The following is a 13,748-nucleotide window of genomic DNA, read 5'->3' as shown; positions in this document are numbered from 1 at the left end:
GTTCGGGCTTTCTTAGGTATGTGACTTAGGTAAGCCATGGCATTAAGTGAGGTAACGTGAATGTGCGGTATAGTGGGCCTTCTGGGCAAGCAGGCGGTAAATCAGGGAATCTACGATGCCCTGACCGTACTTCAGCATCGTGGCCAGGACGCTGCCGGCATGATGACATGGAGCGAGGGACGCTTCTTACTGCGCAAGAGTAACGGCTTGGTACGTGATGTGTTTCACACCCGTCATATGGCCCGCCTAAAAGGTAATCTAGGCATTGGTCACGTGCGTTACCCGACGGCAGGTTCTTCAAGTGAAGCTGAGTCACAGCCGTTCTATGTTAACTCTCCTTATGGTATTGCACTGGCGCATAACGGCAACCTGACCAACTCTGAGCAGTTAAAGCAGGAGCTGTTCTCTACCGATCTGCGTCATATTAACACCAGCTCCGATTCTGAAGTACTGCTCAACGTCTTCGCTCACGAGCTGGGCAAGCAGGGTTTGCACCTGGAAGCCGAAGATATCTTCGACGCCGTTCGCCGTGTTCACCGTCGCTGTAAGGGTGGTTATGCCGCTGTCGCGATTATTAACGGCTTTGGCATGGTGGCGTTCCGCGACCCCTTCGGTATTCGCCCCGTGGTATTTGGTACCCGCGAAGAGGAGAGCGGGCAGGCGGTGATGATCGCCTCCGAATCCGTCGCCTTGGATGTGGGCGGTTTTGAACTGGAGCGTGACTTATCGCCTGGCGAAGCCATCTTTGTCGACATTGAAGGCAATATTCACACCCAGGTATGCGCTGACCGCCCCGAGCTACGTTCGTGTATCTTTGAGCACGTTTATCTAGCGCGTCCCGATTCGCTGTTGGACGGCGCCTATGTTTACGGCACCCGTATGCAGATGGGGCGCAAGCTGGGGGATCGCATTCTCAACGAGTGGCCGGATCACGATATCGACGTGGTCATCCCGATCCCTGATACGTCGCGTACCTCCGCTCTTGAAATGGCGCAGCACCTCGGGGTGACCTACCGCGAAGGGTTCATGAAGAACCGCTATATTGGCCGTACCTTTATTATGCCGGGGCAAACTCAGCGTAAAAAATCGGTACGCCAAAAGCTCAATGCTATAGACGTTGAGTTTAAAGGCAAAAACGTTTTGCTGGTGGACGACTCCATTGTGCGCGGCACGACCTGTAAGCAGATCATTCAAATGGCCCGCGATGCCGGGGCACGCAAGGTCTATTTTGCGTCAGCGGCGCCCCCGGTACGTTTCCCCAACGTGTATGGCATCGATATGCCTGCAGCGTCTGAGCTGATTGCTCATGGACGCAGCGAAGAGGAAGTAGGGGATTTGATTGGCGCTGACCGTATCTTCTATCAGAATCTGGAAGATCTAAAAGCGGCCTGCCGCGAAGTGAACCCGGAAATGGAAGAGTTTGATTGCTCGGTGTTTGACGGCAATTACGTGACTGGTGATATCGACGACGCCTACCTGGCCGCCTTGGAAGCTAGCCGTAATGATTCCGCCAAAGATCAAAGCGCTGGCGATCATGCCCTGGTCGATATGCACAATCAGGACGATGACCTGGACGATTAGGAGAGAAGTCTTATGCATGATGATAATCACCAGGAAGACGGTCACCAGGATGAGTGGTCATTAGAGACGCTGGCTATCCGTGCGGGCCATCAGCGCACCTTCGAGCAGGAGCACTCGGAGCCTATTTTTCCGACCTCAAGCTTTGTCTATGAAAGCGCCGCAGAAGCGGCGCGTAAATTTGGTGGGCAGGAGCCGGGCAACGTCTACTCGCGCTTTACCAACCCGACCGTGCATACCTTTGAGCGCCGCCTGGCGGCCCTTGAGGGTGGCGAGCGTTGTGTGGCCACCAGCTCGGGTATGTCCGCTATTCTCTCCACTGCGCTGGCGTTACTTTCCGCAGGGGATGAGATTGTGGCCTCCCGTTCGCTATTTGGCTCGACGGTTAGTCTGTTCGATAAGTATCTAGGTAAGTTGGGTATTACCACGCGCTATGTGGAGCTTTCCAACGTCTCAGCCTGGGAAGCGGCAATTACCCCTAAAACGCGGCTACTGTTTGCCGAAACACCCTCGAATCCGCTGTCAGAAATTGCCGATATTCCGTCCCTGTCAGCGTTGGCAAAACGTCACGATGCGCTACTGGCGATAGATAACTGCTTCCTTACCCCGGCACTTCAGCAGCCCTTGGCGTTAGGTGCTGACTTGGTAATTCACTCAGCGACCAAGTATTTAGACGGACAAGGCCGTGCAGTCGGTGGTGCCGTGGTAGGTAGTCATGTGCTGCTTGAGGAAGTGTTCGGCGTGGTGCGAACCTGCGGGCCTTGCCTGAGCCCCTTCAATGCGTGGATTTTTACCAAGGGCCTGGAAACCCTGTCGCTGCGTATGAAAGCCCACTGTGAAAACGCCTTGACCCTGGCGCGTTGGCTGGATGCACATCCGGCGGTTAAGCATGTGTTTTATAGTGGCCTTGAAGATCATCCCCAGCATGCTTTGGCCAAACAGCAGCAGAAAGGGTTTGGCGCGGTGCTCGGTTTTGAAGTGAAAGGTGGGCAAGAGGGTGCGTGGCAGGTGATTGATGCAACCCGAATGCTTTCGATAACAGGGAATTTGGGTGACGTTAAATCCACCATTACTCATCCGGCCACCACTACTCATGGGCGTCTGTCCGATGCCCAGAAAGAAGCGGCGGGTATTGTGCCAGGGCTGATCCGCGTGGCGGTAGGGCTTGAAAGTCAGCAGGATATCCAGCGCGATCTTGCTCGTGGCCTGGATGTTCTGGCTGGCTAGTAAATGTTAAGCAATCCTGCACAGTAACGAAAACCCACCTTTTGAAGGTGGGTTTTTCGTACTTTTGAAACCTAATGGGTCATATGCTGTGCAAAGACAGTGCCCTTATTTGTTTCAAGAAGCGTTGCGGTGAGGCAGATCTGACAGCGCAATCTGGTCTTCATTGCTGGAAGAGTGATTGTTGTGAGAGCTCGGAGCAACAACGGTGTTGCTTTTTGCATCGCCGTTGACCAAGGGCAAATCAGCCGGTGTCAGGTACACGTTTTCAGTGCCGTGATTCGCTGAAGAGCTAGGCTGAATAATCTGGTTAAGCTCGCCAGATCCTTGTTCAGCTAGAACGGCAGTAGAAGTCAATGTCATGGCAATAGCGGTGATAAGGGTCATTTTTTTCATGATTGGCGCTCTCTAATAGAAAGTTTATGTACCGTTTTTCGGTCATTTCTGGATGTCTTGTAGGACATGCGTCAATAGTAAGCGCGCAAACAAAATGATAAAATTGATTAAATTTGCTTTATTTGTTCGATTTTGTAGAATGGATTGGCTTTTACTTTTAGAAAGGCGAACTGTGAAAAATTGTTATCAGGTTAATCAATGGTTTTTACGAATGAAATATTCTGCTTTTTTCAGCGGTTTTCATTAGCTTCTAGCGGTAAGGTTCTGGTCGTGGGCGAATCGCGTAATTCAAGCTCTGATAAGCGCGTTGGCTAAGTTGAAGCAGCCATAGATAAAATGAGGAATAGCACAATGTGGCGTAACAGTCGCAACGGTTGGGGATTGATTAGTATTCTGTTTCATTGGCTAAGCGCGCTGACCATTATTGGTCTGTTTGCACTGGGCTGGTGGATGACTGACCTAGGCTATTATGACCCTTGGTATAATCAGGGGCCTTGGGTGCATCGCTCGATTGGTATCTTGCTGCTGTTTGCAACCTTTGCACGTTTGGTATGGCGCTTCGTCCAGCCGACACCCCACGCCGAGGGCAGCCGTTTAGAAACTATTGCGGCACATCTCGGTCATATTGCCCTCTATGTTCTTGTATTAGTGGTTATGGTGAGCGGTTACTTGATCTCTACCGCCGATGGACGTGGCATCAGTGTGTTTGGTTGGTTTGAGGTGCCGGCGTTGCTATATGACTTGCCCAATCAGGCAAGCCTTGCGGGCACCGTACACTGGTACAGCGCCCTGGCATTGATGATCATGGCAGCGGGACACGCCCTTGCTGCTGTTAAGCACCATTGGTTAAGTCGGCATAAAACCTTGGTACGCATGCTAAACCCAGCGCATAGCCGAGTTGGCAATTAAAACGCACCAAGTTAATGACGTTGTCTGTATACACGTTTTTCTAAACACTGCGGGTAAGATAATTGACTGCCCGCGGTGCCTATTAAGTAAAGCAAGGAGCAATTCAATATGTTCAAGAAGACAGCATTTGCATCCGCGATTGCCGCTGTAGCGCTCGTACCTTTGAGCCAAGCGCAGGCTGCTGATTATCAGATTGATACCGAAGGACAGCACGCTTTTGTCCAGTTTAAAATTTCACACCTGGGTTTCTCCTACATTCTTGGCAGCTTTGAAGAGTTTGAGGGTCAGTTTGCCTACGATCCTGAAGATCTCGATGCATCTTCTGCTGAAATCGAAGTGCAGGTGGATAGCCTGACCAGTAACCACGCTGAGCGTGATCGCCACATTCTGAGTAGCGACTTTCTCAACGCCAGCGAATTCCCGACCGCTACCTTTACCTCAACAGGCTTTGAGTCAACGGGTGATGATGAAGGCGTCCTGACGGGTGATCTGACCCTGCATGGCGAAACCCAAGAGATTGAAATGCCGGTTACACTGATGGGTGAGGGCGATGACCCTTGGGGTAATTACCGTGCTGGGTTCGAAGGCAGCACTACGCTGACGTTGAGTGATTACGGAATCGACATGAGCGATTTCCCTGAATCCATGCATGAGCTTGAGCTATACGTCACGTTTGAAGGTATTCGTCAGTAAAGAGTACTTTTAGTTAAGCGCCATCATCCCGTTAGGGGTGGTGGCGTTTTTGCGTTTAAGGCGAATAAAAGGAGAGTTGGCTTGGCAATTGTGATGCAGCAACGCGAGTTGGCGATAACCCTATGGCGGCAAACGTGGCCGATGGCCATCGGGGTGTTGGCGCTATTGGGTTTTCAACTTGTTGATAGCGCCTTCATTGCCCGATTAGGTACCGCACAGCTAGCGGCACAGTCGTTCACCTTTCCGCTGTCATTTCTGATTATCGGCATTCAAGTGGGTATGGGTATTGCCATTGCCGCGCTTATTTCCCGGGCGCTAGGCGCTGGGGAAGGTGAGCGGGCGAGGCGCTTAAGCAGTTTGGTGTTAATGGCAGGCGGTGGCGTGATCGGTCTATTGGCGATCATATTGTGGCTATTTCATGTGCCCATTTTTCGCCTGCTGGGTGCGGACGCAACCACTCTTTCGTATATCTACATCTACTGGGGGCCTCAGCTGTTATCTGCGTGGCTAGGGGCGCTGCTCTATTTTAGCTATAGCGTATTTCGCGCCCATGGGGATACCCGTTTGCCGGGCAAAATGATGGTGCTGAGCAGCCTTGTTAATCTTGTGCTCGACCCTTTGCTCATCTTTGGGGTAGGCGATTGGGAGGGCTGGGGATTGCCTGGCGCAGCCTGGGCAACTGCAATTGCCTTCTCAGTGGGTCTGTTGGTTACTACACGTAAACTGCTCAAACGCCAATGGGCATCGCAGCTAGGATTGTGGCTAGAGGCGAAACAGTCGTGGCGGCCGTTTACAGGCATTGCCGCCCCCGCAATGGTCAGCCAACTAATGCCGCCCTTGGCGGCGATGTTGGCAATCTCAGTGGTGGCGGGCCTGGGGGAAAGTGAAGTAGCGGCCTGGGGGTTGGCGAGCCGTTTGGAAACGCTTTCCCTGATGGTCATTCTGGCCATGACCATGTCGCTGCCGCCGTGGTTAGGGCGCTGCTACGGGGCCGGAGATTGGGGGCAGATTCAGCAGCTTATGCGCTTGGCGGTAAAGGTCGCGTTGGTCTGGCAGCTAAGCCTTGGCGTTGTATTGGCCCTGGGAGCTCCCTGGCTGGCCATGGCCTTAGCGGGCAATCCAGAGGTACAAAACGAGCTGACTCTGCTGATTCGCTTTCTGCTGCCTAGCTACGCAGCGTTGGGCGTTTGTATGTTAGTGGTTTCGGCAGGAAATGCCCTAGGTTGGCCGCTGCGAGCGATGCTGCTATCCAGCGCACGGCTGTTTATCTGCTATTTACCCTTCCTGTGGTTGGGTTCACAGTTCTTCGGTTGGTGGGGACTTGCGGCGGGCGCTGCCGTAGGCAACCTGTTGGCGGGCTTGATGGCGTGGCAGGTCATGCGACGCATTCTTTCCCGCCCGCATCGGCAGGCGGGATTCGTTAATTAACGCAGGCGCCCAGCTTCTTGAAAGGAGAAGTAGATAAACAGCAACGCCATGCCCAAATAGCCCATCACGAACTCTGGGGCAGCATTGAGTGACAGCTCGGGGGAGTGCATTAGTCCGACGAAGGAAAAGCCAGCGGCAATGGCGGCAAAGACGGCCGCGCGTCGGAACTGGTGATCAATTACCGAGACCGTCATTGCGCCCAGCAGAATGGCCATAAACATAGCCCCTTGGCCCATCACAACAATGGCACTGGATATGTCGGTGACGACTTCTCCAGCCCCGCGGTTAAAGCGTGTCATCACGTAGTTGGCGAAGTAGGGCAGCATGGCCAACGCCACGGCTGGGTAGTAGCGCGTGTCGTTGGCTTGAAACGCGGTGGCAATCATCGACATACCGACAAAGACCAAAATCGGTGCGACCACTGAAACTGGAATAATTGCGGCCAGGGCGGCGATTAAACCAAACATGGTGGCCAGCGCATATACGGCGCCGTTGAGAAGGCTGTAGCCCCGGCCTGCGCCCATCCACTTGGCCCCCACGGTGGCAATATAGACCGTGGTAGGAAAGACGCCGCCAAACAGCGCGCCAATCATGGTGCCTGCGCCATCGACCGCCTGACACTCCCGCACATCGTACTTATCGCCTGCGGCCTCCATCGCCTCAACGTTATTCATCGTCTCAATGGCGTTATAGAGCGTAATCGGCAGCACCACGGTGAGTACCGCCAGCATACTGGTCAGCAGTAATCCCAGCCCTTCAAACCAAGCTAGGTTGGGAAGTAATGGATAAAAACCCAAGTGTGTGAACGCATCGCTAAAGCGCTCGGTGCCGGCGTCGCCAATTAAATAGGCCATAGTGGTACCGACGATAATGGCGAATAGTGAGGTGGGGAGTTTAAACGGCATACTCACTCGTGCGACCAGCCCAACAACAATGATCGCTAGCACCAGTAGACCAATAATCGGCATTTCCAGTGTTTTGAATAGCATTTCACCGGCGATAAACGTCAGTGCGACACCAGCAACGGCGCCCAGCATGGCGGCACGCGGCAGGTGGTATTGAACCCAGCGGCCAATCACGCTGATCGCGGCTTCGATGGTGCCGCTAATAAAGCAGGCGGCGACGGCTACTTTCCAGGCCATTTCTGCATCACCGGTGAGCTGTTTGGCGGGTAGCAGTACGCCGAATAGAAACACAAACATAACCGGCGTTGAGATACCGTAAGAGAGGGCAGTTACATCGGCGCGGTTCTCCTTACGGGCCAGCCTTGTCGCGCTCCACGCATAGTAAAAATTACCGACCATTACCGCTACTGCCGCGCCCGGCAGCACTTGGCCATAGACAATGGAAGAGGGAAATCCCATGCCCAGCATGGTGATGGCGATAATGACAAAGTTGGCAATATTGTTTTGGAACAAGGCGAAGAACGCGTCGGTATCTTCTTTTTTGTACCAGGGATAGTGGGTGCTGGCAGCCGCCATGTAGGCCTCTTGATTATGTGTGTTGTATACAAGGCAACGCTGAGTGTGCCGAAGTATTGACTAATCGGTCAAGAGTCAAGACGCAAAAACGCCCAGGTAAGCCTGGACGTTTGTAGTGCAGCAATGCTTGCTAGCTAGTCGTTGACAGCGGCGATCGCTTTGGCCAGGTAGGGCAGGTTCTCATGGGAGAAGCCCGCTACGTTAGCGCGACCCGAGCGCACCATGTAGATGCCAAACTCATCGCGCAATCGGTCGACCTGTTCAGGTGTTAGGCCAGTGTAGGAGAACATACCGCGCTGCTCAGCTACACAGGCGTACTTCTCGTCAAGCCCGTAGGGCTTCAGCGCTTCGACGAAGTCGCGCCGCAGCGTATTGATACGGTCACGCATTTCGGTAAGCTCTTCACGCCATAGCGCAGTCAGCTCTGGATCGTGGAGGATCTCGCTGACGATAGCGCCGCCGTGTGCAGGCGGGTTGGAGTAGTTTTCCCGTGCCACGATCGCGACCTGTGAGCGAATGTTGTCCATCTGCTCGTTGTCTTTTGCCACCATGATCAAGCAGCCGGTACGCTCACAATAAATACCGAAATTCTTTGAGCAAGAGCTGGTGATGATCGCTTCGTCGAGGTTTTCCGCTAGTAGGCGAACGCCGTAAGCATCTTCGTCCAGCCCTTCGCCAAAGCCCTGATAGGCAAAGTCGATCAGCGGCAGTAGCTTGCGCTCACGGACGATCTCTAATACTTCCTGCCACTGGTTGTGGGAAAGGTCAAACCCGGTCGGGTTGTGGCAGCAGGCGTGGAGTACGACTACATCGCCTTCTGGAATGCTTTTTAGCGCTGCACGCATACCGTCAAAGTCGAGACGGTTATCGGGGTCAACGTACGGGTACTTGTGTAGCTCAATACCGGCCGCGGTAAAAATACCGTGGTGGTTGGGCCATGTTGGGTCGCTTACCCAGATACCTTTGCCCGGCAGCTGAGAGGAAATGAAGTCGGCTGCCAGACGCAGGGCGCCAGTACCGCCCGGCGACTGTGTAGCGCTGGCACGGTTGGCTTTGAGTACCGGTGAGTCAGCGCCGAATACCATAGGAAGTACTACTTCGCCATAGCTGGGTGCGCCATGAGAACCGATATAGGTTTTCGTCTTTTCATTCTTGAGCAGGCGAGCTTCTGCTTCCTTAACGGCGCGCATTACCGGCGTATTGCCTTGGGTATCGCGGTAAACACCAACGCCTAAATCCACCTTTTGCGGATTGGTATCTTTCTTGAAAGCTTCTATCAGCCCGAGAATGGCGTCTCCTGGGACTCGCTCAATATGCTCAAACATTTATTCGGCTACCTCGTCGGTTCTGGCGGCAAGAATGAAGTCATTAAGATGCAGGCCTTTAATAGCATGAGACCACCACGTGACGGTGGCTTTGCCCCACTCAGTCACGATAACGGGGTGATGACCAGCCTGCTCTGCAATATCGCCAACGCCTTGGGTAAACGCCAATGCGCTGGCAAAGTCACGGAATTTAAAACTTCGCGACAGCTTCATGATGCCATCGTGCTCGACAATCTGCCACTGGCTGAGGCTTTTTAGCCGTTCTTCGGCTTCATCTTTACTTAGTGGTTGAGCATTTTTGCTGCACGGTTCACAAATGGCGTCGGCTAGCCTTGTCATTGTTTGGCTCCTGCAATTGGGTATGCTCTATCAGCGTAGATGGCAAACGCAGTCGCGACCAACGTCTTTGGCGCTATACAGCGCCTGATCTGCCCGCTCGATCAGACTCGTAAGGGGTTCGCCACAGCGATATTCGGCAACCCCAATACTCAGCGTCACCTGGCCTGGCCCCATACCGAAATCGTATACACTGATGGCCTGACGTAAGCGGTCGGCAAGTGCATGGCATTGCTGCAGCGGCGTAAGCGGCAGCACTACCATAAACTCTTCTCCTCCCAACCGAGCCACCATGTCTTCGCAACGCAGCAGCGACTGGGCGTAGGTTGCCAACTGTTTAAGCACATCATCTCCGTGCAGATGTCCCCAACGATCATTAAGCCGCTTAAAGTGATCAATATCGATCATCATGATGGAGAGCGGTGTACCGTGGCGGGCGCTAAGCGATGCAACATGGGTTAAGTGCATCATTAGTTTGCGTCGATTGGGCAGTTGCGTCAGGGGGTCTGTATCGCATAGTTTGCGCAACCGCTGCTCTTCGCTGACTTGATCGCTAATATCCATCATTATGCCGTTCCACTGCACGCCATCGACGACGGGCTTTGGTTTGGCGCTAACCGCAATCCAGTGTGGTTTGTCTTGTGGAAACGGTAGCCTAAAGCGTGTGGTGAGAGGCAACATCCAGCGGGCCGAACGTTCGATAGCGGACATTATCTTGGGGTGGTCGTTGCCGGTCAGTTGCTCAACTAGCTGTCCTGCATTTTCGGCAAGCAGCTCCCGGTCAATATGTTTGAGAGCCACGCCGCCGCCCTCCAAGTAAGGGAACCGCATATGGCCATTGCGCGCGCGATGAAACTGAAAGATAACGCCTGGTATGTGGGGTACAAGGTGGTCTGCACTGACTCGCTCTGGTGCGTCTATATCATTCACGGGCATGCGTGAATCTCCAAACATATGCCAATTTAAATTCGATCGTGAAGATTAGCCCTAAATACGTAATCAGGATGTAAGCCATTGCAGACAAAATGGCTATTATCTATATTTTTTTAGAATATATATGTTCTATTTATGTATATTCGATTGCATTATAAGCAATAGACAAGGTGTTATTGGCATTTAGTGGTAAAATTAATTACTTTTTTGCATATTAAAAATCTTTTTTATTCCTGGGGTGGATTCTTGGAAGCAGGACGAGAGCAAACGTCTCAGCCATACGGCTTGGTAAGTCTAGTAGGCGCGGGCCCTGGCGACCCGGAGTTATTGACGCTAAAAGCGTATAAGCGCCTGCAGTCCGCTGAAGTGGTGCTGTACGATCGCTTGGTTAGCGATGAAATAGTCGCCTTTATACCGCCACAGGCGCAGCGATTTTATGTGGGTAAAGCACGCTCGCTGCACAGCGTCCCTCAAGAGGGGATTAATCAAGCGCTTGTAAAGTGGGCTCAGCAGGGTAAGCGTGTCGTGCGCCTTAAAGGTGGTGATCCGTTTATTTTTGGCCGTGGCGGAGAGGAGCTTGAGGCGCTGGTGGCGGCACAAGTGAGCGTGGAAGTCATCCCAGGGGTGACGGCGGCATCAGGCTGCGCGGCGTATGCGGGCATTCCTTTGACCCATCGCGACCATGCCCAGTCGGTGCGTTTCGTCACCGGGCATTTGCAGCAGGGGGAATGTGAGCTTGATTGGGATGCGTTAGCGCGGCCTGGGCAAACCTTGGTGTTTTATATGGGGCTAGGCACCGTACAAGTGATCAGCCAGGCGCTGGTTAAGCATGGTTTATCGCCAGACACACCGCTGGCGCTGATTGAACAGGGTACGACCCGCCGACAGCGTACCCACGTGGGAACGTTATCTGGATTACCAGATACTTTCTTGGCGGGCCACATTAAACCGCCTACGCTGCTAATAGTGGGCAGCGTAGTGTCATTGCATACCACACTGGATTGGTTTGATGCGCTGAGCGGAGAGGCCTCTGGTTTCCATGAGGGAAAGCATCCCCCTTCTGGCTAAAATAATAATCGTTCCGTTCTTGTAACGCAGTAGCAACATTTGTACACGATTTTGCAAACAGACTGGCTAGATACAGTGAGCTGTGTATGCTGAAGGGGGAGAGCATTCGCGGTTAGCGCATTACCTACATACTTGAGCATCGCGCAGCTGATTATCGTTAGCTTGGACAAACGTTAGCTAAGACCATAGAGGAACGCATAATGTCGGAAGCAAACCACTCGGATCACCAGTCGCCTGCCAACAAGCCAGAGCCGGCTAAAAAGTCGGACATGAAAACCCTCTTTCAAGATAACCGGGTAAAAGCGATTGCTGGTATCGCCGCCATTGCCGTTATCTGGGCCATTATGGCGCAGTCTAATGCAGGTTCTCGCCAGGATCGTGTCGATAGCTTAGAAGAGCAACTCGCCAGCGCTGAGCAGGAAAATAGCCAAATGAGCCAGCGCATTAGCGAAATTGAGGAAGCTGAAACCAATTTAGCCGCGCTGCAAGAGGAGATGGCGTCTCTTGAGGCTCAGCAGCAAGAAGCCAGCTCGTCGCTTGAGAGCACCCAAGGCAATGTCAGCGATGTGCAGTCGCGTTTAGAAGAGCTTGAGTCCGAGCGCGATGCGCTGGAAGAGGAAATTGCCTCTCTTAATGAGCAGGTAGAGAGCGCTGAGAGCGAGATGACTGCATTGCGCGAAGAGCGTGATCAAATCACCAGCACTCGGGATGAGGCGGAAAGCGCCCTCCAGCAAATAGAAGAAGCGCGTTCTAGTGCTGAAGAAGCCCGTCAGGAGGCTGAGACTGCCCGTCAGGAAGCGGAGCAGCAGCGTCAGCAAGCGGTTGAAGAGCTGGGCAACACTGAAGATGAGTTATCCTCGCTAGAAGACCAGATTAGCCAGTCAAATGAACAGCTAAGTGGCTTAGAAGAAGAAATTTCGAATGTTCAGAGCGAGCTTGATGAGCTAAAAAATGAGCGTGACTCACTCACAAGCGAACGCGATGAGTTGCAAAGTGATGTTGATTCGCTAACAGCGCTGCGCGAAGAGGAAGAGCAGAGCTTGAGTCAGGTGCGCAGTGAGCTGGATGACGTCATGGTCGCCCTGGATATGGGGCGTGACGAAGTGGCCAGCGTTGAGAGTGATATTGAGGAGCGTGAAAACCAGCTTGAGCGTTTAGAGAGCCAGCTAAGTGAATGGCGCGATGAGCTGTCGACGTTAGACAGCCGTTTGGCCGATGCAGAAGAGTCAGCAGGTGAGGCTGCGCCAGCTTCACAAAGCAGTTCTGCTGAAGGAGGATCTTCAGAAGGTAGCTCTTCAGATAGCTCTTCAGATAGCTCGTCAGAGGAGGGTTCTTCGAGTGAGAGCGCCAATGACAGCGATGGTGGCAGTGAAGAGTCTCAGCAAAACGCTGGCTAATCAGTGGCGAGATAGTAGTGCTGTAACGCACCTTTCTCGTTAGTAAAGTGAGGGCGGATGTCGGGGAACCGGCATCCGCCCTATTGTTGTTGGTTTATGATTTTGGCTGTGAGGCGTATCATTCACTCAACGTTAATTCAGATATTAAGAGCTTAAAACGAGGAGTGCCATTGAATGGATGGGGTTAAACATATTATTGCAGTGGCATCGGGCAAGGGAGGCGTGGGAAAATCCACCGTCACCGTGAATTTGGCATTAGCGCTGGCAGCACAGGGCTATCGCGTGGGTGTCCTGGATGCGGATATCTATGGGCCCAGCCAAGCACAAATGCTCGGTGTTAAAGAGGGTGTGCGCCCACAGGCGGCAGGCAATGACAAATTCCTTCCGCTCCAGGCCCATGGCATTCAGGCCATGTCGATGGCGTTTATGGTCAATACCCGAGAGCCAATGGTGTGGCGCGGGCCAATGGTAGTGGGCGCATTTCAGCAGATGCTGACGCAAACCCAATGGGATAATCTCGATTTTCTGTTGATCGATATGCCCCCAGGTACTGGCGATATCCAACTGACCCTGGCCCAGAAAGTGCCGGTGGCAGGGGCGGTGATTGTGACCACCCCGCAGGACATTGCGCTGTTAGATGCCCGCAAAGGGATCGAGATGTTCCGTAAGGTTAACGTGCCGGTGCTTGGCGTGGTGGAAAATATGAGCCTCTACCACTGCGAAAAGTGCGGCCATGAAGCGGCTATTTTCGGCACAGGTGGAGGCGATAACATCGCTCAGGAGTACGATACCCAAGTACTTGGACGCCTGCCGCTGACGCTCTCTATCCGTGAGCTGACAGATTCGGGACGCCCCAGTGTGGTATCCGAACCTGACGGGGCGGTGAGTCAAACCTTTGCGACTATTGCACAAAAAGTCGCTGAAGCGGTTAGCGCGAACCAAGGCGACGGCCCAACTATTTCCTTTAGTGAGTGATAACG

At 53.1% G+C, this 13,748-nt stretch carries 13 protein-coding genes; 8 read left to right on the top strand and 5 right to left on the bottom strand.

Features of this window, described 5'->3' with window-relative positions; genetic code table 11:
* The first annotated feature begins 60 nt into the window (after nt 1-60).
* Together purF and HZU72_RS20010 are read left to right on the top strand one after the other, a co-directional pair.
* Nucleotides 61-1,581 (top strand): amidophosphoribosyltransferase, encoded by a 1,521-nt coding sequence (gene purF / locus HZU72_RS20015; protein WP_180095220.1) that lies wholly within the window; start codon nt 61-63, stop codon nt 1,579-1,581.
* Between the two features lie 12 nt (nt 1,582-1,593).
* Nucleotides 1,594-2,805 carry an O-succinylhomoserine sulfhydrylase gene (locus HZU72_RS20010; RefSeq protein ID WP_180095218.1) on the top strand — a complete coding sequence of 404 codons (1,212 nt, stop codon included), beginning with the start codon at nt 1,594-1,596 and terminating at the stop codon, nt 2,803-2,805.
* A gap of 114 nt (nt 2,806-2,919) precedes the next feature.
* Here HZU72_RS20010 and HZU72_RS20005 read toward each other — a convergent pair whose 3' ends face one another.
* Nucleotides 2,920-3,198, bottom strand: coding sequence for a hypothetical protein (locus HZU72_RS20005; RefSeq protein ID WP_180095216.1), 279 nt, complete (start codon nt 3,196-3,198; stop codon nt 2,920-2,922).
* Between the two features lie 351 nt (nt 3,199-3,549).
* Between HZU72_RS20005 and HZU72_RS20000 the strand changes: the two genes are divergently transcribed.
* From HZU72_RS20000 to HZU72_RS19990, 3 genes are all read left to right on the top strand, one after another.
* Nucleotides 3,550-4,107, top strand: coding sequence for a cytochrome b (locus HZU72_RS20000; RefSeq protein WP_180095214.1), 558 nt, complete (start codon nt 3,550-3,552; stop codon nt 4,105-4,107).
* Nucleotides 4,108-4,215: 108 nt separating this feature from the next.
* A complete protein-coding gene (locus HZU72_RS19995) occupies nt 4,216-4,800 on the top strand; it encodes a YceI family protein (protein WP_180095212.1) in 585 nt (194 codons plus the stop codon).
* 81 nt (nt 4,801-4,881) lie between these two features.
* Nucleotides 4,882-6,228 (top strand): MATE family efflux transporter, encoded by a 1,347-nt coding sequence (locus tag HZU72_RS19990; protein WP_235976190.1) that lies wholly within the window; start codon nt 4,882-4,884, stop codon nt 6,226-6,228.
* Here the strand turns inward: HZU72_RS19990 and HZU72_RS19985 are convergent.
* From HZU72_RS19985 to HZU72_RS19970, 4 genes are all read right to left on the bottom strand, one after another.
* Nucleotides 6,225-7,709, bottom strand: a complete 1,485-nt coding sequence (locus tag HZU72_RS19985) for an NCS2 family permease (RefSeq protein WP_180095210.1) — start codon at nt 7,707-7,709, stop codon at nt 6,225-6,227. The two genes, HZU72_RS19990 and HZU72_RS19985, sit on opposite strands and share 4 nt — an antisense overlap.
* A gap of 134 nt (nt 7,710-7,843) precedes the next feature.
* On the bottom strand, nt 7,844-9,034 hold the full coding sequence (locus HZU72_RS19980; protein ID WP_180095208.1) for an amino acid aminotransferase: 1,191 nt from the start codon (nt 9,032-9,034) through the stop codon (nt 7,844-7,846).
* The gene (locus HZU72_RS19975) at nt 9,035-9,373 is read right to left on the bottom strand and encodes a 4a-hydroxytetrahydrobiopterin dehydratase (protein ID WP_180095206.1); all 339 of its coding nucleotides are present in this window, start codon (nt 9,371-9,373) and stop codon (nt 9,035-9,037) included.
* Nucleotides 9,374-9,403: 30 nt separating this feature from the next.
* Complete coding sequence (locus tag HZU72_RS19970) at nt 9,404-10,306, bottom strand: GGDEF domain-containing protein (protein WP_180095204.1); 903 nt, start codon at nt 10,304-10,306, stop codon at nt 9,404-9,406.
* A gap of 243 nt (nt 10,307-10,549) precedes the next feature.
* Here HZU72_RS19970 and cobA point away from each other — a divergent pair, with 243 nt between their 5' ends.
* The 3 genes from cobA (at nt 10,550) to apbC (ending at nt 13,743) form a co-directional block, all read left to right on the top strand.
* Nucleotides 10,550-11,371 (top strand): uroporphyrinogen-III C-methyltransferase, encoded by an 822-nt coding sequence (cobA, locus tag HZU72_RS19965; RefSeq protein ID WP_180095202.1) that lies wholly within the window; start codon nt 10,550-10,552, stop codon nt 11,369-11,371.
* A gap of 200 nt (nt 11,372-11,571) precedes the next feature.
* A complete protein-coding gene (locus tag HZU72_RS19960) occupies nt 11,572-12,768 on the top strand; it encodes a coiled-coil domain-containing protein (protein WP_180095200.1) in 1,197 nt (398 codons plus the stop codon).
* A 174-nt stretch (nt 12,769-12,942) separates the two neighbouring features.
* Nucleotides 12,943-13,743, top strand: coding sequence for an iron-sulfur cluster carrier protein ApbC (apbC, locus tag HZU72_RS19955; RefSeq protein ID WP_180095197.1), 801 nt, complete (start codon nt 12,943-12,945; stop codon nt 13,741-13,743).
* The last annotated feature ends 5 nt before the right edge of the window (nt 13,744-13,748 follow it).

This window comes from Vreelandella sedimenti (genome assembly GCF_013416325.1).
GTDB classification, from domain to species: domain Bacteria; phylum Pseudomonadota; class Gammaproteobacteria; order Pseudomonadales; family Halomonadaceae; genus Vreelandella; species Vreelandella sedimenti.
The sequence above is the reverse complement of the archived record's forward strand: the minus strand, read 5'-3'. Positions and strand labels throughout refer to the sequence as shown.